Source organism: Nocardioides seonyuensis, from assembly GCF_004683965.1.
In the GTDB taxonomy this organism is placed as follows: Bacteria; Actinomycetota; Actinomycetes; order Propionibacteriales; family Nocardioidaceae; genus Nocardioides; species Nocardioides seonyuensis.
Genome location: NZ_CP038436.1, coordinates 68661 through 91688, shown reverse-complemented (window position 1 = coordinate 91688; position 23028 = coordinate 68661). Strand labels below are relative to the sequence as shown.

23 protein-coding genes and 1 riboswitch are annotated in these 23028 nt (G+C 69.4%); of the genes, 8 read left to right on the top strand and 15 right to left on the bottom strand.

Annotation, left to right across the window (positions count from 1 at the left end; genetic code table 11):
* Window positions 1-102: 102 nt before the first annotated feature.
* The 5 genes from EXE58_RS00455 (at window position 103) to EXE58_RS00430 (ending at window position 5712) form a co-directional block, all read left to right on the top strand.
* Window positions 103-390, top strand: a complete 288-nt coding sequence (locus EXE58_RS00455; RefSeq protein ID WP_135266068.1) for a hypothetical protein — start codon at window positions 103-105, stop codon at window positions 388-390.
* A gap of 13 nt (window positions 391-403) precedes the next feature.
* Complete coding sequence (locus EXE58_RS00450; RefSeq protein WP_135266067.1) at window positions 404-1654, top strand: NYN domain-containing protein; 1251 nt, start codon at window positions 404-406, stop codon at window positions 1652-1654.
* 422 nt (window positions 1655-2076) lie between these two features.
* A riboswitch (cyclic di-AMP (ydaO/yuaA leader) is annotated at window positions 2077-2211 on the top strand.
* Between the two features lie 30 nt (window positions 2212-2241).
* Window positions 2242-3228 carry a C40 family peptidase gene (locus EXE58_RS00440; RefSeq protein WP_135266066.1) on the top strand — a complete coding sequence of 329 codons (987 nt, stop codon included), beginning with the start codon at window positions 2242-2244 and terminating at the stop codon, window positions 3226-3228.
* A complete protein-coding gene (locus tag EXE58_RS00435) occupies window positions 3209-4495 on the top strand; it encodes a hypothetical protein (RefSeq protein ID WP_135266065.1) in 1287 nt (428 codons plus the stop codon). Before EXE58_RS00440 ends, EXE58_RS00435 begins: the two co-directional genes overlap by 20 nt.
* Entirely contained in the window at window positions 4492-5712 is a 1221-nt protein-coding gene (locus tag EXE58_RS00430) for a M48 family metallopeptidase (RefSeq protein WP_135266064.1), read from the top strand. The genes EXE58_RS00435 and EXE58_RS00430 overlap by 4 nt, the downstream gene beginning before the upstream one ends.
* Here EXE58_RS00430 and EXE58_RS00425 read toward each other — a convergent pair.
* The 11 genes from EXE58_RS00425 to EXE58_RS00375 form a co-directional block, all read right to left on the bottom strand.
* Window positions 5702-5863 (bottom strand): Flp family type IVb pilin, encoded by a 162-nt coding sequence (locus EXE58_RS00425; RefSeq protein WP_135266063.1) that lies wholly within the window; start codon window positions 5861-5863, stop codon window positions 5702-5704. The two genes, EXE58_RS00430 and EXE58_RS00425, sit on opposite strands and share 11 nt — an antisense overlap.
* Window positions 5864-5940: 77 nt before the next feature.
* On the bottom strand, window positions 5941-6114 hold the full coding sequence (locus EXE58_RS00420; RefSeq protein ID WP_135266062.1) for a Flp family type IVb pilin: 174 nt from the start codon (window positions 6112-6114) through the stop codon (window positions 5941-5943).
* 194 nt (window positions 6115-6308) lie between these two features.
* Window positions 6309-6956, bottom strand: coding sequence for a response regulator transcription factor (locus EXE58_RS00415; RefSeq protein WP_135266061.1), 648 nt, complete (start codon window positions 6954-6956; stop codon window positions 6309-6311).
* On the bottom strand, window positions 6931-8526 hold the full coding sequence (locus EXE58_RS00410; RefSeq protein WP_135266060.1) for a sensor histidine kinase: 1596 nt from the start codon (window positions 8524-8526) through the stop codon (window positions 6931-6933). Before EXE58_RS00410 ends, EXE58_RS00415 begins: the two co-directional genes overlap by 26 nt.
* Before the next feature lie 3 nt (window positions 8527-8529).
* The gene (locus EXE58_RS00405) at window positions 8530-9453 is read right to left on the bottom strand and encodes a type II secretion system F family protein (RefSeq protein WP_167288581.1); all 924 of its coding nucleotides are present in this window, start codon (window positions 9451-9453) and stop codon (window positions 8530-8532) included.
* 11 nt (window positions 9454-9464) lie between these two features.
* Window positions 9465-11363: a type II secretion system F family protein gene (locus tag EXE58_RS00400; protein ID WP_135266058.1), complete on the bottom strand. Its 1899-nt coding sequence runs from the start codon at window positions 11361-11363 to the stop codon at window positions 9465-9467.
* Window positions 11360-12817 carry a TadA family conjugal transfer-associated ATPase gene (locus EXE58_RS00395; RefSeq protein WP_208544086.1) on the bottom strand — a complete coding sequence of 486 codons (1458 nt, stop codon included), beginning with the start codon at window positions 12815-12817 and terminating at the stop codon, window positions 11360-11362. Before EXE58_RS00395 ends, EXE58_RS00400 begins: the two co-directional genes overlap by 4 nt.
* Before the next feature lies 1 nt (window position 12818).
* A complete protein-coding gene (locus EXE58_RS00390) occupies window positions 12819-14060 on the bottom strand; it encodes a CpaE/TadZ family protein (RefSeq protein ID WP_135266057.1) in 1242 nt (413 codons plus the stop codon).
* Window positions 14057-14836, bottom strand: coding sequence for a Flp pilus assembly protein CpaB (gene cpaB / locus EXE58_RS00385; protein ID WP_135266056.1), 780 nt, complete (start codon window positions 14834-14836; stop codon window positions 14057-14059). The genes EXE58_RS00390 and cpaB overlap by 4 nt, the downstream gene beginning before the upstream one ends.
* A gap of 294 nt (window positions 14837-15130) precedes the next feature.
* Window positions 15131-16927: an AMP-dependent synthetase/ligase gene (locus tag EXE58_RS00380; RefSeq protein ID WP_135266055.1), complete on the bottom strand. Its 1797-nt coding sequence runs from the start codon at window positions 16925-16927 to the stop codon at window positions 15131-15133.
* Window positions 16928-16947: 20 nt separating this feature from the next.
* Complete coding sequence (locus EXE58_RS00375; protein ID WP_135266054.1) at window positions 16948-17595, bottom strand: methyltransferase family protein; 648 nt, start codon at window positions 17593-17595, stop codon at window positions 16948-16950.
* A 107-nt stretch (window positions 17596-17702) separates the two neighbouring features.
* Between EXE58_RS00375 and EXE58_RS00370 the strand changes: the two genes are divergently transcribed.
* Both EXE58_RS00370 and EXE58_RS00365 read left to right on the top strand, forming a co-directional pair.
* On the top strand, window positions 17703-18140 hold the full coding sequence (locus tag EXE58_RS00370) for an SRPBCC family protein (protein ID WP_135266053.1): 438 nt from the start codon (window positions 17703-17705) through the stop codon (window positions 18138-18140).
* A gap of 6 nt (window positions 18141-18146) precedes the next feature.
* The gene (locus tag EXE58_RS00365; RefSeq protein WP_135266052.1) at window positions 18147-18461 is read left to right on the top strand and encodes a hypothetical protein; all 315 of its coding nucleotides are present in this window, start codon (window positions 18147-18149) and stop codon (window positions 18459-18461) included.
* 28 nt (window positions 18462-18489) lie between these two features.
* Here EXE58_RS00365 and EXE58_RS00360 read toward each other — a convergent pair whose 3' ends face one another.
* Window positions 18490-19695, bottom strand: coding sequence for a pilus assembly protein TadG-related protein (locus tag EXE58_RS00360; RefSeq protein ID WP_135266051.1), 1206 nt, complete (start codon window positions 19693-19695; stop codon window positions 18490-18492).
* Entirely contained in the window at window positions 19692-20123 is a 432-nt protein-coding gene (locus EXE58_RS00355; RefSeq protein WP_135266050.1) for a TadE/TadG family type IV pilus assembly protein, read from the bottom strand. Before EXE58_RS00355 ends, EXE58_RS00360 begins: the two co-directional genes overlap by 4 nt.
* 169 nt (window positions 20124-20292) lie before the next feature.
* Here EXE58_RS00355 and EXE58_RS00350 point away from each other — a divergent pair, with 169 nt between their 5' ends.
* Window positions 20293-21264, top strand: a complete 972-nt coding sequence (locus EXE58_RS00350) for an ROK family protein (protein WP_135266049.1) — start codon at window positions 20293-20295, stop codon at window positions 21262-21264.
* Here the strand turns inward: EXE58_RS00350 and EXE58_RS00345 are convergent.
* Window positions 21249-22487 (bottom strand): ornithine cyclodeaminase, nickel-pincer nucleotide-dependent, encoded by a 1239-nt coding sequence (locus EXE58_RS00345; RefSeq protein WP_135266048.1) that lies wholly within the window; start codon window positions 22485-22487, stop codon window positions 21249-21251. The two genes, EXE58_RS00350 and EXE58_RS00345, sit on opposite strands and share 16 nt — an antisense overlap.
* Window positions 22488-22501: 14 nt before the next feature.
* Window positions 22502-22951: a hypothetical protein gene (locus EXE58_RS00340; RefSeq protein ID WP_135266047.1), complete on the bottom strand. Its 450-nt coding sequence runs from the start codon at window positions 22949-22951 to the stop codon at window positions 22502-22504.
* Window positions 22952-23028 lie beyond the last annotated feature (77 nt).

The following is a 23028-nucleotide window of genomic DNA, read 5'->3' as shown; positions in this document are numbered from 1 at the left end:
GTGGCTGACGCTAGACGTGGGTTCCGACATCGGGCGGTTGGACTCGCACTACGCTGGGACTGGAATCGTCCTGCTGAACACGAACCATCTCGAGGAGTGCCCGTGAGCGAACAGACCGCCGCCCTTCGACTTCCCACCGAGGGGGAGCGTTGGCGCTGCGGCGGCTGTGGCAACCTCACGCGCTTCGACGTGACGGTGTCGCGCCGGACCACCCAGTACTGGCACCTCGACCTGGCCGGGGACCATCGCGTGGAGGAGGAGAACGTCCACGCGGAGTCGGTCGAGTCCATCAGCTGCCGCTGGTGCGGTCGCGACGACGCGATCGAGCTGGTCGATCGTGCCAGCGCCGACGCGTCCACCGACCCTTCCGCGGACCCGGCCGGGGCCTGAGAGGTCGTCGGCGATGTCCGGCGGACCAGCACTGGAAGAGCTCCCGGAGCGGGTGCGGCTGAGGATCCTTTCCCTGGTCGCCGACGCGTTGCCGGTCATCACGCCGCTGCCTCCCACCCTCCGCAAGGTCTCGGCGTTCGCGCCGCCGCGCCGCGCACGCCTGGGCGGGGCAGCCATCGCGACGGCGCTCGCGGACGACGACTTCAGACGTCACGCCGCCACCCAGGTCGCGGCGAGCCCGGTCGTTCCCGACGACCCGGTCGACACGGCGGGCCGGGCGTGGCTCGGACGCCCCGACGGATGGGAGGAGACCGTCGCCGACACTGTCCTCCGCCTCGAGCAGCAGGACGCGTCCCCCGGCCACGAGGCCGAGCAGGTCGAGCGACTCAGCGCCCAGGTCGCCTCGCTGCAGGACGACCTGCACGCGAGACGAGTCGAGCACAAGGCACGGCTCGACGAGGCGAAGGCCGCGAACTCGACGCTGCGACGCAGGCTCGGCGAGACCAGACAAGCCCTCCGGGTCGCAGAGCAGGCGCGGGCCGCAGCCGAGGCTGCGCTCGACGAGGCCGTCCGGTCCGCGGAGTCGGCCGTGCGGGCAGCGGAGGCAGAGAGTCGTCGCCTTCGCGTCCAGCTGGAGGCGGCGAGCGCCGAGCTGGCCTCGTCACGACAGGGGACGAAGTCGGACAAGGACTCGGCCACCCTGCGCGCCAGGCTGCTCCTGGACACCCTCGTGGATGCCGCGTCGGGGCTGCGTCGTGAGCTTGCGATCCCCAGTGTCGAGGGTGCTCCGGGAAGCGCCATCGAGGCGGAGCTGGCCGGACAGCACGCCATCCGCTCGACCTCGGCTCCCTCGGGCCCCGCGGCGCTCGAGCAGGTGCTCATGCTCCCGCACTCGCGGTTGCTCATAGACGGCTACAACGTCACCAAGACCGCGTGGGAATCAGCCACCCTGGAGTCACAACGCAGCCGCCTGGTCGCCGCCCTGGCGCCCCTCGTGGCGCGCACCGGCGCCGAGACCACCGTGGTGTTCGATGCAGCGTCCTCGACCAATCGTCCTGTGCTGCCGACTCCCCGCGGTGTGAAGGTGGTCTACAGCCCACCCGGCGTGATCGCCGACGACGTCATCCGTCGCCTCGTGGCTGCGGAGCCGACGGGAAGGGTCGTCGTGGTCGTGACGAACGACCAGGAGCTGGCGAGCTCGGTCCGGCGAGAGGGCGCGCGGACCGTCGGGTCGGAGTCCCTCGTCGCTCTCGTCAGCTCCTGACATCGACGCGGTGACACGCCGGGGCCGGGCCTGTGCTGAGGCCGCTGTCGGTGGCGCCTGTCACCGTTCCGGCATGACGACAAGGATCGACTGTGACACCTGTGTGGTGCGAGGGCTGGCCTGCCACGACTGTGTCGTGACCGTCCTGCTCGGCCCCCTCCCGAGCTGACCATCGACGACGACGAGCTGCGCGCGCTCGAGGCGCTCGCCGAGGGCGGGCTGGTGCCTCCGCTGCGGCTGGTCGAGCCCGTTCCGGGCCCCGTGGTGGAGTCGGCGTGAACAGTGAGTGATGCGACACCTTCCACCAGATGTGGGCAAAGATTGGCGGCACCACCCTCCCCGGTCTAGTCTTGCCGTGGCTTCCGTGGAAGTGGGTCACCAGGGCCCGCGCGGGAGCCGCGCCGAGTCACCGTCCGCAGCCCCCGAAGCACCCGCGGCCGGTGAGCCGGGGAACCACACTTCCCCCTGGGGTGAATCCCCTGTGAGGCACGTTGCGCGAGCGGCGTGTGGAGCAGGGGTAGGACAGTCGTGCCGAACCCGTCAGCTCACCCGGTAGGCGTACGACACCCCAAGGAGTACCCCCGCTCGTGGCTTTCGCCCGCAAGCGTCTCAGCGCCACCGCACTCGGCCTGACCGCGATCAGTGCCGCTGCCCTCGTTCCCGTGGCCCCCGCCCAGGCCGACCCCGACATCCAGGATGTCGAGGCGAGGGTCGAGAGCCTCTACCACCAGGCCGAGCAGGCCCAGGAGCGGTTCCACGACGCCAAGCTCGACCTGGCCGGGTTGCGCAAGGACTCGGCCGACCTCAAGGCCGACCAGCGCCGCCAGAGCAACCGCCTCGAGTCCATTCGCTCCCAGGTCAGCGACGCGGTCGTGCGGCAGATCCAGGGCGAAGGCCTCTCCACGGTGAGCCAGGTCGTCGTCGCGGACGACCCCGACGCCTTCTTGGGCACGCTCTCGACGATGTCGTCCTTCGACGACCTGCAGCAGTCGATGCTCGATGACTACCGCGTCGAGCTCGAGGCCCTGGAGATCCGCCAGGAGGCCACCGACGACCGCGCGGCCGAGATCGCCGAGCTCACCGAGCAGCTCGACGAGGAGCAGCGGGAGGTCGACGCCAAGCTGGCCGAGGCCGAGTCCCTCCTCGACGACCTGGAGGCTGAGGAGCGCGAACGCCTCACCTCCCGCTCCACCTCCACGCGGCTTCCCACCAACGTCCCGGCCTCGGGTCGCGCCGGCGCAGCCGTGTCCTACGCACTCGCCCAGGTCGGCGACGCCTACGTCTACGGCGCGATGGGCGAGAGCGCCTTCGACTGCAGCGGCCTGACCATGCGCGCCTGGGCCCAGGCGGGTGTCGCGCTGCCCCACTCCTCCAGCGCCCAGTACTCCTCAGGTCCCCACGTCGCCGCCAGCGACCTGCAGCCCGGTGACCTGGTGTTCTACTACAGCCCCATCAGCCACGTCGGGATCTACATCGGCAACGGCATGATCGTGCACGCCGCCAACCCCGGCACCGGCGTGGCCGTCTCCGGCCTCTACTCCATGCCCTACGTGGGTGCGGTCCGTCCTGGCTGACGCCCCGAGCACGAAGACCGGTCGCCCGCTCCTGCGGGCGGTCGGCCCAAGATCGGCGCTGGCGCTGTCCGTGGCCCTGGTCGCCGCGATGTTGATCGCGCTGGTCCTCCAGGACGAGCGGCGACGAGCCGACCCGCCTGGCCTCACGACAGGTGGGCCCTCGCCCGCCGCAGCATCCACAGCCCTGCGCCGCTTCGTCGAGGCCGTCGATGAACGCGACCCAGGCCTGGCCCGCGACGCGGCCCCGCCCGGGAACGTCGACGCAGCCGAGCTCCTGGCAGCCTTGGTGGGCAACGCCGAGAAGCTGGCGGTCAGCGACTTCTCGGCCCGCTACGTGGACGCGGTCGGTGCCGTCAGCCCTGACGGCTCGTGGGCCGCCGCGGTCGAGCTGACCTGGCGGTTCGCGGGGTTCGACGGTGTCCCGGCGCGAGCCGAGGTGCTCGTGCACCTCGGCGGGGCCGGCGCGGACACGGGGATCGTCCAGTTCGGAGGAGACCAGCCGGCGAGGGGACGACGTACTCCCGTGTGGCTGACCGGGCCGATTCAGGTGGCGGGCAACGACAAGCGCGTCGTGCTGGTGGCCGGAAGTGCCGTCCAGGCGCGCCGGGTCGCGCGCCGGGTAGACGTCGGCATACACGTCGTACGGCGCATGCTGCCGCGGTGGCGACCGCGGGTCGTGGTCGAGGTCCCCGCGAGTGCTGCCGCCCTGGACGAGGCCCTGGGTACGGAGCCCGGCACCCATGGCTCGATCGCGGCCGTGACGGCCGCCGTCGGTGCTCCGGCCGGCACGCGCACACCCGCCCACGTCTTCGTCAACCCTGACGTGAGCGATGACCTACGGCCGGCCGGTGCACAGGTCGTGATGAGCCACGAGCTGACCCATCTGGCCACTGACGCGACAGCCAGCCCGATGCAGGTCTGGCTGCTCGAAGGATTCGCGGACTACGTGGCGCTGCGCGATGTCGCACTTCCTGATCGCACCACGCTGGCCCGGGCGATCCGGCTGGCCAGGCGATCGGGGGTGCCCGACCACCTGCCCGGACCCGCTGAGCTCGACAGCCGGGCCGGCGACCTCCAGGCGGCCTACGAGCAGGCGTGGCTGGCCTGTCGCATCGTGGCGGAGCGGCTCGGGGAGCGCGGGCTGGTCCGCGTCTACCGGGCAGCCGATCGGGGTGTGCCTGTCGAACGCGCCCTCAGGCAGGCGGGCCTGCGCCAAGGCGAGCTGCTCCGGGAGTGGCGTCGCCGCCTGCGAGACTTGGCCGGATGAAGACAGGGGACCGCACCGTCGGGGCTGTGGTGTTCGCGGTCGGCGGTGTCGGCTTCCTCGTGGCGTCAGCCCTGCTCGTCCCCTGGTCCCCGGTCCCCGGCGGAGCACCGGACGCCGTGAGTGCCGCCAGCGTGTTCGCTCCCGAACAGGTGGAGCGGGCCGAGTCGTTCGCGTGGTGGGCGCGAGTCTGGAGCTGGAGCTCCCTGGCAGTGCACCTCGTGGCCGTGAGCGTCGCCGGCTTCACGCACCGCGGCAGGCGACTGTTCGCCCGGCTGCCAGGGCGTTGGTTCGTCCAGGTCGTCCTGGCGGTGGCACTGCTCGAGACCGGCCTGCGTGTCCTCACCCTCCCCTTCACGGCAGCAGCCCATGAGCACAGGCTGGAGCACGGCCTGTCCACGCAGTCGTGGTCAGCCTGGGTCAGGGACGTGGCGGTCGGGCAGGCCGTGTCGATCACGGCGACCTCGATCGGGCTCGTGGTCGTGCTCGGCGCAGCGCGCCGCTGGCGCCGGGCCTGGCCCGCGGTCGTCAGCCTCTGCATGGTGACGCTCGTGGTGGCCGGTTCCTGGCTCTACCCCGTGGTCGTGGAGCCACTGTTCAACTCGTTCACACCCCTCCCGGCCGGCCCCCTGCGCACCCAGATCCTGGAGGTCGCCGAGCGGGAGGGTGTGTCGGTCGACGACGTCCTCGTGGCGGACGCGTCCCGGCGAACGACCTCGCTGAACGCCTACGTCTCGGGGCTGGACCTCCCCGGCCTCGGCGAGACGCGGCGTGTCGTCGTCTACGACACGCTCGTGGAGTCGCTGCCACAGGACCAGGCGGTGTCGGTGGTCGCCCACGAGATCGCTCACGCGCGCCATGACGACGTGTTGATCGGTACGGCGCTGGGGGCACTGGGGCTGGGCGCCGCGTCCGGGCTCCTGCCGATGCTCCTGGGGCGCCGGCGGCAGCTCGGTGAGGCGGCGGCGGTCCCGCTCCTGGTCGCCCTCGTGGCGTGGGGCGGGGTCGTCGCCGCCCCGGTGGAGAATGGGATCAGCCGGCGGATCGAGACACGCGCCGACGTGGATGCACTGAAGGCGACCGGTGATCCGGTCGCCTTCGGTGAGATGCAGAAGATGCTGGCACTGCGCGCCCTGGCGGATCCGACTCCGCCGGCGTGGTCGCAGTGGTGGTGGGGGAGTCACCCCACGGTGCTGGAGAGGCTCGCTCTCACGGGTTGAGGACGCCGGCGGGGATGAAGAAAAGGTCCCGCACGCCGATGCCGAAGAGAGTCACTGCTCCGACGATGACGACTGTGATGAGGCCGATCATGAGGGCGTACTCGACCGAGGTCGCGCCCCGCTCGTCGCGGTGGCTCGAGGGTGACTCCATCGGCTGCTCCTGTCAGGGAAAGAGTTCAGGGTCGGCATCATGCGTTGCGCACGATGCCGACCCTGAGCTGAGGGATGTCAGATCGCGGCCGCGGCGGCGTTGAACATCGCGTTGATGCTGCCACCGAGCGCGGTGACGGCGCCGATGATGACGACGGCGATGAGCGCGACCATCAGGCCGTACTCCACGGCGGTGGCGCCCTTCTCCTCGTCGCGACCGATGAGCATGAGGGTGATGAACTTCTCGATCATGGGATTCCCCTTGGTTCTGTGATGGTGATGAGTCCGGTTGTCCGAGTCCATCAGGACCCGTCGAGGAATACTTTGCCCGGAATCGAGGCCTGTCGAATCGGGTGATCGGCCGCCTCTGCGTAGTCCCTTGTGACTAGCCCGCCACGACCCATCGGACCACGTTTCCGCGACGATCGAAGCCGGGTCCTGCACCGTCAGAAGCGCTCAGGAGAGAGATGGTCGAGCAGTCCAGCACGCATCGCCGTCACCAGTGCCTGGGCCCGGTTTGCGGCACCGAGCTTCTGGTAGATGTGGGTGATGTGGGTCTTGGCGGTCGACTCGCTCATGAACAGCTTGGCGGCGATCTCACCCGTGCCCAGGCCGTCCGCCAGGAGGCGAAGCACCTCTTCCTCGCGCGTGGAGAGCTTCGGTGTGGCCGGAGTGGTCGCACGACGCATCATGGCGGCAGAGAGCCCCGAGCAGAGGAACGTGCGGGGTGCCACCGCCGCGTGCTTGGCGGCGCTCACCACCTCGGTCGCCTTGCTGTCCTTGCCGACGAACCCGGAGGCGCCGGCCTCCATCGCGGCGAAGATCTGCTCGTCACCGGCATGCATCGTGAGGACCACGACCCCGACCTTGTCGCTCAAGGCGCGGACGGCCCGCACGACGTCGAGACCGTGGCCGTCGGGAAGCTGCAGGTCCGTCACGACGACGTCGGGCTGCAGGTCCTCGTACAGGCGCACCCCCTCGGCCACACCCCCGGCCTGGCCGACGACGTGCATGGCGTCGTCCCGTTCGAAGGCCCTGGCGAGTCCTTGGCGGATCAGCTCGTGATCGTCAATCAGCAGGACTGACGTGCTCATGCTGATCACTCCTTTCGGTTGCGGTGCCTGTGCGCGAGGTCAGGCAGACGGTCGTCCCGCCGCCCGGACGCGGCCTGACCGTGAGGTCGGCCCCGATGCTCGTCGCTCGTTCGTGCATGGTCTGGAGTCCCCAGTGACGGTCCTTGGCCGAGGCGTTGCCGACGCCGTCGTCGTCCACCTGGAGGCGCAGCTCGGTGTCGTCGGAGACGTAGGTCACCCACAGGTTCGTCGCTCGTGCGTGACGACGGACGTTGCCGATGGCCTCCTGCGCGATGCGGAGGAGCTCGTTCTCGATCCTGCTCCCGAGGGGCGGTCGGCTGTCGTCGAGAACCAGGTGGACCCTCAGGTCGGTGTCCTGGCTGACCTCGCGCACGTAGTCGGCGAGGGCGCCGGAAAGTCGCCTGTCCGCGAGTGCCTGCCGCAGGTCGAAGATGGAGTAGCGGAGCTCGGTCACGATCCGACTGATCTCGTCGCGCAGGCCACCTGCCAGGGCGCGGGTCTCAGGATCGGGGGAGACGGACTCGATCTCGTCGACGATGTAGCCCAGGGCGACGATCTCCTGCGCCACGCCGTCATGCATCTCACGGGCGATGCGGTTGCGCTCTTCCGACATCGCCATGGAACGAACATCGTCGAACAGGACGGCGGTGTCGAGCCGCAGGGCGAACTCGTCGGCGACGGCCTTGGCGCGCGCGTTCAGCGTGTCGTCCCAGTGCGACACGCCTCCCAGCACCACGGCGCCGTGCAGGCGCTCGGCGCCCCGGAGAGGTACGACGACCTTGCCGGCCCTTGGCTGGAAGCCGCCACGATCGACCTCCGTCGCCTGCTCCTCGACCCCCGTGGCCGCTCCGTGGGACGAGGTCATGGTGACCTCGCCGTCAGGGCGGTAGTGGAACACCGAGGAGTCCTTGGCCCCGGTCGCGTCGCGCAGGGCGGTGCCCAGCTCTGCCGACACCATGGCGCTGTCGAGGCCTACGGCCCCACTGCGAGCCAGGGTGTGGAGCTGGGTCATGAGCTGGTGGGCCGCAGTGTAGGGCGCAAGGCGCTCGTCGAGGTCACGGGTGGAGCGGGATTGCCAGCTGGCGAGCAGGCCGGCTCCCAGGCCGGCCAGGAGCCAGGGTGCGGTGGCCCCGAGGCGCGCCAGGCGATCGGGGTCAGGAGACACCGCGAGCGCGGCCAGCACGGCCAGGGCGCCGACGGAGGCGGTGTTGACGGTACGCACGATGCCATGCCTGAGACCGGCGATCACCGGTGGGACGACCAGGTAGGCGAAGAGGCCGGGAGGTGATTCGGCCGTGGTGAGGATCAGCGCGCTCAACGCCGCCTCGCCGAGGGGGATCCACGGCTTCCCCACACCGGCACGTCCCCACTCCAGGGCGGAGCTCACACCGGCGATGATGGCGATGGCGGCGAGCAGGGGGCCTGCTTCCCCGATCGCACGGTCGCTGATCAGGATGCCGGTGGCGAGCGCGAGGGTGAAGACGCGGACCGCTGTCGTCACCCGCCACCACTGCAGGCTGGGGTTGACCAGTCCCTGCTGGTCAACGGCAACGGACCGCCGTGTGGCCATCAGCTACTGCTGGGAGAAGGTCTCGACCATCTGGATGCCGGCCGGCCCCAGGATGATGATGAAGAGCGCCGGGAGGATGAACAGCACGAGCGGGATCATGATGCGCACAGGCACCTGCTGGGCCTTCTCCTCGGCACGCTGGCGGCGCTTGGTCCGCATCTCGCCGCTCTGGACGCGCAGGACGCGACCGATCGGGATGCCCAGGGTGTCTGCCTGGACCATGGCCAGGCAGAAGGACTTGAGGTCGGGCAGCGACGTGCGCGCGGCCACCGCGCGCATGGCGTCGGCTCGGCCCACACCGATCTGCATCTCCTGCAGCAGGCGCGCGAACTCCTGGGACAGCGGCCCGTTGGTGTTCTTCGCGACCCGACCCACGGCGGCATCGAAGCCCAGTCCGGCTTCGACCGAGACCGTCAGCAGGTCCAGTGCGTCCGGCAGGGAGTTGCGCATGAGCTTCTCGCGCTTCTGCCCGGCGTTCGTCAACAGGATGTTGGGAAGCACGTAGCCGATGGACGCTGCGATCCCTGTCGCGATGGCCACCCGATAGAAGGGCATGTTCGTGCCGAGGAGGTAGAGGAAGCCGAGCAGGCCGAATACGCCGAGGCCCAGCACCTTGAGCCCCATGATGCGGCTCACGTCCCAGGCGGGCGGGTTGCCGGCGATGTCCAGCCGGTGCTGGATCTTGGTGCCGGTGTCTGCGCGTGCGAGCCGCCGACCCAGTCCGACGAGTCGGTCGCCCAGGGGGCCGAGGACCCGCTCGGCGAAGGGCTGCTCGATCTCGGCCCTGAGCACGTCCGGCGCGGAGTCGAGTGCCGCGATGGCTGCGACCGAACGAGCCACGCCTCGACGCTCCGAGGTGACGACTCCGACGACCGAAAGTGCGAGCGTGGTGGCAGCGAAGAGCAGTGCTGCTCCCAACATCAACATGGGGGACATGGTCAGACCTCGACTTTCGCGAGCTTGGCCATGGCGAAGGATCCCATGCTCAGCAGCCCGATGAAGCCCGCCAGCAGGAAGTAGCCGGGGGTGGTGGTGTAGAGCAGGCTCAGGTACTCCCGGTTGGTGAAGTACATGTAGACGGCGATGAGAATGGGCAGGCCGGTGAGGATGTAGCCGGACAGCCTCCCCTCGGCGCTGAGTGCCTTGACCTGTCGGCGAAGGTATTCGCGTTCACGCAGGGTGTCCGCGACGGTATGCAGGATCTCGGCGAGGTTGCCTCCGACCTCTCGCTGGATCCGGATGGCCATGACGACCCATCCGAAGTCGTCGCTCTCCATCCGCTTGCTGACGCTGTCGAGGGCGTCGGTGATGTCGATGCCGAGCCGCTGCTCGACCAGGGCGCGCCGCAGCTCGCCGGCCATGGGCTGGTTGCCCTCACGCACGACACTGTCGACGGCCTGCGGGAAGGAGAGGCCTGCCTGGAGGCCGCCGGCCATCAGGCCGAGGGTCTCTGCCAGCTGGCCGTTGAACGCGTTGAGCCGACGGCTATGACGGTGCTTGAGGTAGATCCATGGCAGCACGATGCCACCGATCAGGGCGAACAGCGCGAATGGGCCGCCGTACAGCACGAAGCCGATGAAGGCAGCGCCGATCGCGATCGCCGCGTGCAGCAGCAACCACTCGGATGCTGTCAACGCCGATCCAGCGCCCGCTAGCCGCATGGAGATCCGCGTCTCGAGGTCGGTCGTGACCATGCGGTCCGCGAGAGCCACGGCCGATCCCTTGAGGTCTGCCTTCTCCTGCGACTTGCGCTTGCCCTGCGTCGGCGCGCCGCCTGCGTCGAGGTAGTCGTCCAGACGCCGGGCCGACTGCGAGCGGGTGTCGGTGGCTCCCATCAGGGCCGTCACGAGCAACCCGGCCAGGCCGAGCGCCAGGGCCACCGCACCGATCAGCATCACCGGCTTGCCCACCAGGGCCTTGCCGGAGTCCACGACGGCTGGGAGCTCGGCGACGTCGGTCAACGTGACGAATGCCGAGTCGTGGAACGTCGCGTCGCCGGCGGTCACCGCGACGTCGATCGACGCCTCTTCGCTGGTCCCGGCCGGCGCCTCGAAGGTCACGAGCAGCTGCTGGGCCAGCGCATCGGCCCGATCGGTGAACACCGAGCTCAGCGCGGCCGGGTCGGCCGGGATGACCGACCCTCCGGTGAGCTCGGCCAGGCTTGCCAGCTCGTCGGCGCGGCTGGTGCTCGCGAGCGAGACGACGTCGACCACCACCCCGGCGTCCCGGGCAGTGCCCGAGGTCACGTCGAGCGTGGTGTCGCTGCCGGTGTCGGCCCCGTCCGAGAGCACCAGGACGGAGCGCGAGCCCGAGGTTCCCGCGGCGCCGACGCCCTCCAGGATCCCGTCGTAGACGCTCGTACCCTTCGCGAGGGTCACCTCCGCGAGCGCGGAGCGCAGGACCTCGTGATCGGTCGTCGGCGCGATGGACTCCGCGATCTGCCCGGCGAAGGTCACGAGGCCGATCTCGACATCGGCGGGAGCAGCGTCCAGGAACGCGTTGACTGCAGTGGTGGCAGCCTCGAACTTGCCCGCCTGCTTCATGCTGTTGCTCGCGTCCAGCACGAGGACGGTCGTCCGGGAGATGTCGCCGGCACTGACGACCTTGACGTCAGCGTCGACGGTTCGGCCGTCGACGTCGACCGTCACGTCATCGGGCTGGGCAGTCGCACCGGCAGGAAGCCCGTCGGTGGAGAGCACCAGGCTCACGCGGCCGCCCTTGGACTCCACGTGGTCGATCGCGATCTCGTCGGCTGCCACGGCCGGGGCGGCCATGCCGAGGGCGACCGGCAGCGCGAGCGCCAGCACGGTGAGGCCTTGCCGGATCCGCCTGCTCATCGCAGTGCTCCGCCTGTGGCGAAGATGGCCGGATCCACCTTGACGCCGTGGTCGGCGAGCCGGTCCAGGAACCGGGGGCGCAGACCCATCGACTTCAGCCCGCCCTTGAACTTGCCGTCCTCGTCCATCCCGGCGCTGTAGTCGAAGAGGAAGACGTCCTGGGTCGTGATGATGTCACCCTCCATGCCGACGATCTCGGTGATGGCGGTGATGCGACGGGTGCCGTCCTTGAGACGCGTCTGCTGGATGATGAGGTCCACGGCGCTCGCAACCTGCTCACGGATGGCTCGCACCGGCAGGTCCATGCCTGCCATCAGGACCATCGTCTCGAGGCGGGAGAGTGCGTCTCGCGGCGTGTTGGCGTGGAGCGTAGAGATGGAGCCGTCGTGACCGGTGTTCATCGCCTGGAGCATGTCGAGCGCAGCGGCATCGCGGATCTCACCGACGACGACGCGGTCGGGTCGCATACGGAGCGAGTTCTTGACGAGGTCGCGGATGGTGACGGCGCCCTTGCCCTCGATGTTGGCCGGGCGGGACTCCAGGCGCAGGACGTGGTCCTGGATCAGTCGGAGCTCGGCTGCGTCCTCGATCGTGACGATGCGCTCGTCCTCCGGGATGAAGGAGGACAGCACGTTCAGGGTCGTGGTCTTGCCGGCACCGGTTCCGCCCGAGACGAGGATGTTGAGACGGCCCTTTACACACGCCCGGAGCAGGTCGGCAGATGCTCGCGTCAGGGAGCCGAAGGAGATCAGGTCCTCGACCGTGTAGGGATCCTCGGAGAACTTGCGGATGGTGAGCTTCGAGCCGTCCAGGGCGAGCGGGGGGATGATCGCGTTGACACGGCTGCCGTCGGGCAGTCGTGCGTCGACCATCGGGCTCGTCTCGTCGACGCGTCGGCCGATCTTGCTGACGATCTTGTCGATCGTGCGTCGCAGGTGGGCCTCGTCGGTGAAGGCCGTGTCAGTCTTCACGAGCTTGCCGGAGCGCTCGATGTAGATGCTGTCGTAGGCGTTGACCATGACCTCGGAGAGGCTGGGGTCGCGCAGCAGGGGCTCGATGGGGCCGTAGCCCAGGATGTCGTCGGTGATCTCCTGGGAGATGCGGGTCCTGTCGGCCGACGACATCGGCTGGTCGGTGTCGGCGAGCACGGTCTGCAGGGTGAGCCGCACCTGCTGCTCGAGCTCGCCCTGCGTCATGTGCGCGTCGTAGAGCTTGGGACCCAGGCTCTCCACGAGCCGTGCGTGCACGATGCGCTTGAGCTCGGCGAACAGGTCACCGCGGCCGGGGGTGGCTGCGGCACGCTTGCCGACGACGCCGTGCGTGGCGGTGGGCGTCTCGGCGGGGCCGGAGGCCGGTGGCGCGGTGGCTGGTGCCTCCGTCGTCGTACGCTCCAGGCCGGTGGCGTCAGGGTTGGTACGTCGTTGGGCGGCTGCGAGCCGGTCAGTGAGACCCACGTCAGGACTTCCTCAATCGAAGGCGGGAACCGGACGACCTCCGGGCCGCGGCGGAGTCTCCCGCGCCGGACGAGGTGCCCGCGACGGAACGGGAGAAGGCGTTGATCGCCTTGCTGTTGGGGTGGTTGGGGTAGGCACGGACGAGAGGCTCCCCGCGGTTCACCGCGGCGAGGACCTCGTGGCTGGACACCATGGACACGTCTGCCTTGAGGCCGAGCGTGGACTCGTACTCGGAGGCGGAGAGGCCGACCTTGCCGTCGTTGCGGTTGAGCACGAACCGCCAGGTCTCACGTGGGTAGTTGAGCAGATCCAGGGTGCTGGTGGCGACCTTGAGCCCCTTCAGCGCAGGGATGTCGAGAGTCCCCACCAGGATGATCGTGTCGCTCCGGTCCAGCGCAGCGAGGGCCTCGTCGTCGAAGACGCCGGAGGTGTCGACGACGACGACGTCGAAGCGGTACTTCAAGGCGTCCAGGAGCTTGCCGATGTCATCGGCCGAGGCCTCGTCCGGTGAGTCCAGGCGCACCGGCGCGGCGACGATCGAGAGATTGTCGGAGTACTTCGTGAGGATCGACTCGACCGCGCCCTCGTCGATGACGCCGTTGAATCCGACCAGGTCCGTGATCGTCCTGCTCGGACTCAGCTGGAGCATGATGGCGACGTCGCCGCTGTTGATGTCGAGGTCCACGAGACACACGGACTGACCTGCGTCGGCAATGCTGACGGCCACGTTGGTGGCGACCAGGCTCTTTCCCACACCACCCTTGGTGGAGAAGACCGTGAAGAGCTTGCCGTTCGGGGCCTCGGCCGCGGCGCGCGCTGCCGCTGCTTCGTCGGCCAGCTGGGCCTTCACCGCGTCAGCCGCGGCCTGGGCCTCGCTCATGAGGGTCTGACCGATCGCGCTCGCCACGCTGCGCACGCGGGCGACGGCCGTCGTGACACCAGCCAGGTCCTTCGCGCCGACGACCTCCCGCATGCCGCTGCGCAGGGCCATGGCGAGGTCGTCGCTGCCCACGGTGTTGCGCAGCAGGATCACGCCCAGGTCGGGGCGTTGGATCCGCGCCCACTGGGCGAGGTCCACGGCGTCGCCGGACGACACGGAGGGCCCGATGACGACCGCGAACTCGTGGGGAGTCACCTGGAGGTGTGCGTTGAGCTCATCCATCGTCGTGAAGGCCACGCTGCCGTGCAGCATCGCCTGCAGGATGCCGAGCTGGCCCCTGTCGGGTTCGATGATGGCTGTCACGGTGCGATCCGGTAGGTCTCGGGGATCACGTCGTTGAGGGTCGAGCCGGGCTCGTCCTTCGTCTTGGAGTCCTCGGTCAGGAGCGCGAAGGTCAGGTCGGCCACCCTGTCGGAGTGGATCAGCTTCTCGGCCTCGTTCTGGGTCACCGCGAGCGTGAGGATCGTCTTCGGCACTTCCTCGGTCACCTCGTCGCCGTCCCCGGTGGTCACGGTGCGGGAGGTGACGCTCGTCGTACCGACTCCGATCACCTGCGAGCGCGGCAGGACGATGCGGGTGACGCCGGCCAGCTTGATCTCGTCTCCCGCAGGCGTGATGCGCACCGGGTTGGCGGCGGTGACGAACACCGCCACCTCCGAGCCCGGGTTCACGAACCCGGCCACGCGCTCCCAGTCGGTGAGCTCGACCGAGACGGCGATCAGGCCGTCGGGGATCACCAGGTTCTGCGCGTCGCCCAGGTTGCCGAACTTCTTGGCGATGAGCTGCTCGCCGGGGTAGATCGTGCCGAGGGCGACCAGGTCGGAGATGGAGCTCGTCGAGGACAGCGCGCCATCGACCATGTCGTCGCGACGCACCTCGGACTTCTCGAACTTGCCTGCCTCCTGGGCTGCGGAGACGGTCTCACCGGTGTCGATGACCTCGGTGGCGGTGAGCACCTCGACCAGCTCCTGGCCTTCGGTGGCGCGATCGTCGATGCCCTGCACGTACATCACGATCATTGCGGTGCCGAGCAGGGCGATGAGCACTGCTACGAGGAGGAGGACGGAACGACGCGCCATGTGGCAATCCTTAGGTCAGGGAATCCGGTGTGGAGCAGATTCACTCTGGAGCGGGCCGGGAGACCGGAGTCGACCGCCGAAGCGGGACGTCACAGGTGGTGGAGTCCATCTAGACACCCCTCTCGCCAGTCGGTGGGAGGTCCCGGAGCCCTCCCCAGCGATGAGAATCTAGGGCGGACGCGCTCGACGCGTGGGCTAAACCGCACAAACCGCCCAGACGTAGTGTCAACACCACCCGATATGACTAGGCCGCATGGCCCGATCGGTGTTCGCCGGGGTGTTCGCTCACCGGACTCAGAAGAGGTAGAGGTCCTCGATCTCCGACCGGTGCTCGCGTGTCACCACGTGCCGCTTCAGCTTCAGGCTGGGCGTGAGCTGGCCGCCTTCCTCGGTCCACTCCTGCGCAAGGATGACGAACTTGCGGATCGCCTCGGCCTGCGACACCGCGCCGTTCGCGTCGTCGACGGCCGCCTGGACGGCGGACACGAGCACAGGATGGGAGAGGGCATCCGCGACTTCCCTGGGCAGCCCGCTCGTGCCGGCCAGGCCCGCGTAGGCGGCACGATCGATCGTCACCAGGGCGCCGATGAACGGCTGGCCGTCGCCGACGACGAGGCAGTGGTCCACCAGGTCGTGAGCGCGGACGCGCTCCTCGAGCAGGGTGGGGGAGACGTTCTTGCCGCCAGTGGTGACGAGGATCTCCTTCCTCCGTCCGGTGATGCGGACGAAGCCCTCGTCATCGACCTCGCCGACATCGCCGGTGTGCAGCCACCCGTCAGGGTCGAGCGCCTGGGCGGTGGCCCTGTCGTCGTTCCAGTAGCCCGCGAAGACCTGTCCTCCGCGGAAGAGGAGCTCCCCGTCGTCCGCGACGCGCACGGTGGTCCCGGGAAGGGGGCGGCCGACGGTGCCGATCTTGTGTGCATGAGGGAGGTTCACCGTCAGTGCTCCCGTGGACTCGGTGAGCCCGTAGCCCTCGAGGACGGTGACGCCGATTCCGCGGAAGACGTGTCCGAGCCGCTCGCCCAGCGGGGCGCCGCCGGAGATGGCGTACCGGCACCTGCCGCCGAGCGCCTCGCGCACCTGCGAGTAGACCAGCTTGTCGTAGAGAGCGCGCTGGGTCCTGACGCGCAGGGGCACGCGCTTGTCGTCGAGCGCCCGCGAGTAGGCGATGGCCGCGTTGGCGGCCCGTCCGAAGAGCTTGCCGTGGCCGGCAGCAGTGGCCTGCTGGGACGCCGTGTTGAAGACCTTCTCGAAGACGCGAGGCACGGCGAGGAGGAACGTCGGCCGGAAGGCGTCGAGGTCGGCGGCCAGGTCCTTGATGTCGGAGCTGTGCCCCAGGGGGACACGCCGCTTGACCGCCCCGACCTGGATGATGCGCGCGAAGACGTGGGCCAGCGGGAGGAACACCAGCGTGGAAGCCTCCTCGTCGTCGAACACCTCCCCGAGCTCCTCGACCGTCACACCGAGCTCGAACATGAAGTTGCCGTGGGTGAGCATGCATCCCTTCGGCGCGGCGGTGGTCCCACTCGTGTAGACGATCGTGGCGAGGTCGAGGGGGGTCGCGGTGGCTCGCCGTCGCTCCAGGGTCTCGTCCGAGATGTCCTGGCCGAGTCGCCCCAGGTTGTCGAGAGCCTGGTCGCTGAGGGACCAGACGAGGCTGAGGTCGTCGAGGGCTCCGGACCGCTGCGCCTGCCGCACCCGGGCGAGGTGCTCCGGGCCTTCGACCACGACGGCCGCGGCGCCGGAGTCCTGCAGGATCCAGGCCACCTGCTCGACCGAGGAGCTCTCGTAGAGGGGCACGGTCACCGCGCCGGCGAACCAGACGGCGTAGTCGAGCAGCGTCCACTCGTAACGCGTCCTCGAGATGACCGCGACCCGGTCGCCGGCCTCCACACCGGCTGCGATCAGACCCTTCGCCGTCGCGCACACCTCGGCGTGGAACTCGCGTGCCGTGACGTCCTCGAGACCCGCGGCGACACGGCGACGGAAGACCACCTCGTCGGCGGCTTCCCGGGAGTGGTTCACCACGTCGTCGGTCAGGTTCCCGGAGTCGGGGATGCTGATCGTCGAGGGCGTGGAGAACTCACGCACTGGAACCTCCTGGGCTGGGCCTAGCTGCGAGTGAGTGCCGGCACGAGCATAGGGGTGCGCGCCTTGTAGGCGGCGTAGCCGGGCAGCTCACGCGTCAGGAGGTCCTCCTCGCGGCGCGCGCGGAAGATCTGGAAGGCCAGCAGGGCGGCTGCGACGCACCAGGGCCATGGACCGGTGGAGGCGAGGCAGACGCCGATGACGTTGACGAGCTCAGCAAAGTAGAGGGGGTGGCGCACCCGGGCGTAGGGGCCGTGGCTGACCACCTCGCGAGCCTGGGGGACGACGCTGATGTTGGTGCCGAGCGCACCCAGCGCCCACAGCATGGCCACCAGGCCGACGGCCAGCACCGCGGCGGCCGCAGACGTGACGAGACCCTCCTCCCGTGTTCCCGCCGACACCATCGGGAGCGCGAAGGGGGCGGCGGTGGCCAGGAACGCGACGAGCCACGACGTCCAGCGCATGTCGGTGCGCGTGCTGGGCGTCCTGCGGAGGTAGGCCCAGATCAGTAGGACGTAGAACGCCATCGTGAGGACGAGCACGAGGGTCGAGAGGGGGCTCTCGAGCGGCTCCTCCTCGAGCAGCCCGATGGCGTTGACCGTGAAGAACAGCGCGAAGAGGGTGACAGCGATCACCCGACCCAGGTCGATACGACTGTGCGCTTGGTTCATGACGTCTCCTGGGGCGTGGGTCCTGAGGCTGCCGCAGAACCCTAACCGGGCCCCGGCCTCGGCGGAGCCGTTTTCGGCGCCAGCCGTCGAACGCTAGGTTGTCCCCTATGGCCGAACAAACCTCTGCGTCGATCGTGATCGACGCAACGCCCGCTGCGGTGATGGCAGTGATCGCCGACTTTCCCGCCTACCCCCAGTGGGCCAAGGGCGTCCAGACCGCCGAGGTGAACGAGGTCGGGATCGACGGACGTGCCGAGCAGGTCTTCTTCGCCCTCGACGTCGCGCCGATCAAGGACGAGTACACGCTTGCCTACGACTGGGACGGCGACCACGAGGTCACCTGGACCCTGGTCGAGGGCAAGATGCTGAAGGCCCTCGACGGCGCCTACACGCTCAAGGACCTGGGCAACGGCTCGACCGAGGTCACCTACCGCCTGGCCCTGGATGTGAGCATCCCGCTGATCGGGATGCTGAAGCGCAAGGGCGAGAAGATCCTCATCGACACCGCCCTCAAGGGCCTGAAGAAGCGCGTCGAGTCGCTCTGAGCCGCAGTGAGTGACCACGACTGGAGCGACGAGACGGTGGGATCGTTCTCCGAGGAGGCGGAGAAGCTGTTCGGTGCGATCTCCCAGAACCTCGGCGGACATCTCGGCACCGAGGCGGCGGAGTGCGAGTGGTGTCCCGTGTGTCGCGCCGTCCGACTCGTCCGCGACCTCGACCCGGAGGTGAAGTCCCAGGTGGCGGCGGCGGCCGTCGCCGTGGGCAGGGCAGTGACGAGCCTGCTTGACGCTGGTACCTCACCGCCCGACAAGCCACGTGGGGCGGACACCGACATCGACATCGCGGACGCACGACTCGAGGACTGAGCGCCTGTCTTCGAGGGGCTCTCGCCAGTCACTCACTCAGGCGCGTGCGGCGCAGCCCGCCATCGCACTCGGCGCCGAGCGCACACTCCGTCTCGGCGTTGGTGCTGCTCGACCGGAACGTCGAGAACTTGAAGACGAAGTAGTTGTTGCCCGAGGTGTCCGAGCTCGCCGGGTACGGATTGCCGGCACAGTTCTCGTGCGTGGAGTCGTACTTGTCGCTGGCGTTGTTCCTGTAGTGGAACCCGCACACCACGGCGCTGACGAGCTTGTAGATGGGGAACACGGCGTTGGTGCCGTTGCCGTTGAGCGTCACTGCGTCGCAGCTGGTGGGTGCGCAGAACACGGGGAACAGCGCCGTCTCGCCGCTGTCGATGAAGTCCTTCCAGGCCTCAGCGTTCTGCCCCTGGGAGATGTTGCCGGGGTTTCCGCTCATGCAGGTCTCGGAGTACTGCTCGGCAGTGGGGCAGGCCTCCTCGAGGACCACGGTGAGCTGGCCGGGCGTGGTGGCGTCGGTCTGGCCGGGGATGACGGAGACGGGGTCCTGGCACCCCTCCCGGATCTGCGTCGGGAGGCCGTCCGGGCCTCCTGCTGCACCCGTGCGCTCGCCGGGGCAGTCGATGAGCCACCAGTTGCCGGGCGCGCTACCGCCGCACGCGGCCGGTGGCACGCGCCCTGCGCCGGGGAAGTGGACGCGGACGAAGTCACCGCTGCGCTCCATGTAGGTGGGGTCGAACGAGGCGGAGCAGAGGGCCAGGGGCCGCATGCCTTCGTTCGCGCCAGGTGCCACGTCGACGATCGCTTGCGCTCGACGGTCGGTGGTGACGGTGCTCTCGCCGCCGGCCAGCGGGCCGAAGAACGACGTGGTGTCGCCTTCCACCTCGTAGTCCACCACGAGGACTCGGAGCTCGGGATCGCACCTGACGTCGAAGTCGAGCTCGCGCGACGCGGTGTAGTTGTCCTCGCGGTTCGACTGGCGGTGGTTGTCTGCGGCCACGTGCGCGTTGGTCCGAGCAGTGCTGTTGGAGGCGACGTTGTTGCACGTGCCCTGGAACTGGGTCAGCTCTTGCGCGGCAGCGAGTGCACCCGCGTCGGCGGCCTTCTGCAGGTTGCGCTTGCTCACGTAGGCCTGTCCGAGGTCGATCGTGAAGGCGGAGATGACGAGGAGGGCCACGGCGAGCAGTCCGACCAGGACGATGGTCACGCCCTGCTCGTCGCGGTCGCGACGGCGCTTCATGAGTACTCGCACTGGAACTCCGCCTCACTGTGAATGTCGATCTCATCGGGCAGTCCGGGGAGCATCCACGGGAACAGGAACTCCGTCGTCACGTCCCCCGCGACGGTCAGGCTCTGGCCGAAGTCGCTGTCCTCGCAGGTGCTGATGGCTCCGGGGAAGGTGATGGTCGGAGTGTCCGTCGCAGCGAGCGCGCTGTTGTCGAACTCAGTGACCGCAATCGCCACGACGTCACCGCCGGCGTCGACGACGGCCGCGCGGGCCGCCTGCCTGACCGCGTTGTCGAGGGCGAGCTGTTGGCCGAATGCGACCCCGAAGTTGACGATGCCGCCCAGGATCATCAGGAGGGGGATCAGCACGAGTGCGAACTCCAGCGCCGCTGCCCCGCGTTCCTCGCGAGGTCGACGCGACCACAGTCTCGGAGCTCGCATCAACTCAACCTTCCGTCAAACATGGTGACCCGTGGCTTGCCAGAGTAGGGACGCTCACGAGTCGTCGTTGCCCTTCTGACGCTATCGGGGGGTTGCCATGACGGAATATGGCCCGAAAGGACTAGACCGCCTGCCCGATCGGGCTCGTGGGGACGTGGAGGATGGCCCGATGACCAATGATTCCGGGATGGCCGTCGGCGTGGACGTCGGTGGCACCAAGGTGATCGCCGGGGTCGTCGGTGAGCGCGGGGAGACCGTGTCGATCGCGCGTCGTGGCACCCCCGGTCGGTCGGTCGACGCGCGGCACCTGGAGGACACGATCGTCGAGGTCGTGCAGGAGGTCTCCGGAGGACGCCCGATGCTGGGGGTCGGGATCGCGGCTGCCGGGTTTGTGGACGTCACCCGCGAGCGAGTGATGTTCGCGCCACACCTGCCGTGGCGGGGGGAGCCGGTGCGGGAGCGGCTCCAGGAGAGGCTCGGCGCTCCGGTGGTGCTCGACAACGACGCCAACTGCGCAGCCCTGGCGGAGGCGACGTACGGCGCCGGGCAAGGCGCTGACCCGATGCTGATGATCACCCTCGGAACGGGCATCGGCGGTGCCGTCGTGCTGCGGGGCGAGGTCATGCGCGGAGCCCACGGGATGGCCGGCGAGTTCGGCCACATGCGGGTCGTGCCCGACGGGCGTCCCTGCCAGTGCGGGCGGTCGGGATGCTGGGAGCAGTACTGCTCGGGCAATGCGCTCGAGCGCTACGTCCGCAGCCGCATCGGGGTCGACTCGACCATTCTCGTGGACGCCTGCGACGGCAATCCCGACACGCTCACCGGTCCGATGGTCACCGCTGCTGCGGACGAGGGCGACCTCGTGGCCCGCGAAGCCTTCCGGGTGGTGGGGGAGCAGCTGGGTCTCGGTGTCGCCAACCTGGTCGCGGCGCTCGACCCGGAGGTCGTGGTGGTCGGCGGCGGCCTGTCGGCGGCCGGTGACCGGCTCCTCGAACCGGGCCGCATCGCGCTGGCACGCGCTCTCGTCGGCAGCGGCCACCGCGTCGTACCGCCCCTGGTCGGGGCCGCGCTCGGTCCGGAGGCGGGCGTCGTCGGAGCCGCGGAGCTCGTGCGGCAGCGCGTCGCTCAGGCGCGGCGGTAGTCCGGCACCAGCTCCAGGGCCAGCTGCTCGAGGAACAGCCCGACGTCGGTGACGATGCCGCGGGCGTGGCTGGACCCGCGGTCGGCGAGCTTGGTCACGGTGGCGGGGTTGATGTCGACGCACACGAGCGGGATCGACGCCGGGAGGATGTTGCCGGTCGCCACGGAGTGGAGCATCGTCGCCACCATCAGGCAGAAGCCGACGTCCTGGAGCTCGGCGCGCATGGCCCGCTGGCCCTCGATGACGTCGGTGTGGACGTCGGGCAGTGGCCCGTCGTCACGCACGGAGCCCACCAGCACGAACTTCTTGCCCTCGGTCACCAGCGCATGCATGATGCCGCCGGTCAGCACTCCCTGGTCGACCGCGTCCTTGATCGAGCCGGCCTTGCGGATGGTGTTGAGTGCTCGGATGTGGTGCTCGTGGCCGTGCTCGACGCCCTGCCCCATGGTCAGGTCGATGCCCAGGCTGGTGCCGTAGAGCGACGACTCGATGTCGTGGGTGGCGAGCGCGTTGCCTGCGAAGAGGACGTCGACGAAGCCCGCCTTGACCAGGGCCACCATGGCGGGGGCGGCCCCGGTGTGGACGACCCCGGGGCCGCCGACCCACAGGACCTTCTTGCCGGCTGCCCTGGCCTCTCGCATGCCCTCGGCGACCTGCCTGACCAGCACGGCCTGCGGCTTCTCGGACGAGACGTCGGACTCCATGAAGCCGAACGAGGCGCTGCTCTTGTCGGCCACCGGGATGGAGACCCTCACGCCGGAGGCGCTGCAGATCACGAGCATGCCGGTGCGGACGTCGGACATCGGGAGCGTGTAGACCCGGTAGCCGTCTCCCTGCGCCTCCACGACGAGACCGCAGTCCATCTCGGGGTTCTCGACGTCGTACCAGCGACCCTCGATGCGGACCTTGGTCTCGAGGTTGGTGGTGGAGTAGAAGCCGTCGGGGAACACGCCGTCCATGTCGGCCTCGGTGAAGGTGGCCTCGCCGGGGTGGACCTGGTTGACCCCGCGCGTCTGCAGGCGCATGAGCAGCCGCTGCAGCGCCTCGTCGTCCTCCGCCGTCACCGTGATCTGGGCTCGGCTGGTGTCGGCTGCCTCGTGGCCCACGTCGAACCGGTCGATGATGTAGTCGCCGTCGTACTCCCGGATGTCGTCGAGGATGGCGGAAAGGATGCCGCTGTCCATCAGGTGGCCGGTGACTTCGACGGTCTCGCTCGCACTCACGCGGCCGAGACTACTCAGACCCTCGACCCGTCGTCCCAGGGCTCCCGTGGTGTCGGGGACATCGTGACGATGAGGTAGACGAATCCGCCGACGAACCACGCGACCAGGCCCCAGCCGACGAGGCTCGCGACGTAGACGTCGAAGATCGCCAGGGAGATGCCGATCAACGGGGCGAGGAAGACCCCGGCCCAGGCGAGCCCGCGCTGCCAGGAGCGGGGGAGCGGGACCGGCGGGGGAGCAGGGGGTTGGAAGCGGTCGACGTCGGCGACCTCGCTCCAGGGCCGCATCGCGGCTTCCACCTCGGCCGCGGCCGCGTCGGCGACCGCGTCGTCGTACGGCGACGGACGCGGCGCCTCGGCGGCCGGTGCGACGTCGTCCTGGCCGAGGCGTGCCCGCTCGCCGTAGTGCGCGACGATCTCGCGCCAGGCCGAGTCGGTCTGGCTCTCGTCGTCGGGTCGGCTCACGGGACCACGGTACTCGGGTCTCGTGACAGGACTTCGTCCTTCCTCGACCACCGGGGCGAGCCGTTGCGGCAGGATGG

What these genes read in the sequence shown, in the direction of transcription:
- EXE58_RS00450 (WP_135266067.1), top strand. Translation starts at nt 404, where the DNA reads ATGTCCGGCGGACCAGCACTGGAAGAGCTCCCGGAGCGGGTGCGGCTG.
- EXE58_RS00430 (WP_135266064.1), top strand. Translation starts at nt 4,492, where the DNA reads ATGAAGACAGGGGACCGCACCGTCGGGGCTGTGGTGTTCGCGGTCGGC.
- EXE58_RS00425 (WP_135266063.1), bottom strand. Translation starts at nt 5,863, where the DNA reads ATGGAGTCACCCTCGAGCCACCGCGACGAGCGGGGCGCGACCTCGGTC.
- EXE58_RS00420 (WP_135266062.1), bottom strand. Translation starts at nt 6,114, where the DNA reads ATGATCGAGAAGTTCATCACCCTCATGCTCATCGGTCGCGACGAGGAG.
- EXE58_RS00415 (WP_135266061.1), bottom strand. Translation starts at nt 6,956, where the DNA reads ATGAGCACGTCAGTCCTGCTGATTGACGATCACGAGCTGATCCGCCAA.
- EXE58_RS00410 (WP_135266060.1), bottom strand. Translation starts at nt 8,526, where the DNA reads ATGGCCACACGGCGGTCCGTTGCCGTTGACCAGCAGGGACTGGTCAAC.
- EXE58_RS00405 (WP_167288581.1), bottom strand. Translation starts at nt 9,453, where the DNA reads ATGTTGATGTTGGGAGCAGCACTGCTCTTCGCTGCCACCACGCTCGCA.
- EXE58_RS00400 (WP_135266058.1), bottom strand. Translation starts at nt 11,363, where the DNA reads ATGAGCAGGCGGATCCGGCAAGGCCTCACCGTGCTGGCGCTCGCGCTG.
- cpaB (WP_135266056.1), bottom strand. Translation starts at nt 14,836, where the DNA reads ATGGCGCGTCGTTCCGTCCTCCTCCTCGTAGCAGTGCTCATCGCCCTG.
- EXE58_RS00375 (WP_135266054.1), bottom strand. Translation starts at nt 17,595, where the DNA reads ATGAACCAAGCGCACAGTCGTATCGACCTGGGTCGGGTGATCGCTGTC.
- EXE58_RS00370 (WP_135266053.1), top strand. Translation starts at nt 17,703, where the DNA reads ATGGCCGAACAAACCTCTGCGTCGATCGTGATCGACGCAACGCCCGCT.
- EXE58_RS00360 (WP_135266051.1), bottom strand. Translation starts at nt 19,695, where the DNA reads ATGAAGCGCCGTCGCGACCGCGACGAGCAGGGCGTGACCATCGTCCTG.
- EXE58_RS00355 (WP_135266050.1), bottom strand. Translation starts at nt 20,123, where the DNA reads ATGCGAGCTCCGAGACTGTGGTCGCGTCGACCTCGCGAGGAACGCGGG.
- EXE58_RS00350 (WP_135266049.1), top strand. Translation starts at nt 20,293, where the DNA reads ATGACCAATGATTCCGGGATGGCCGTCGGCGTGGACGTCGGTGGCACC.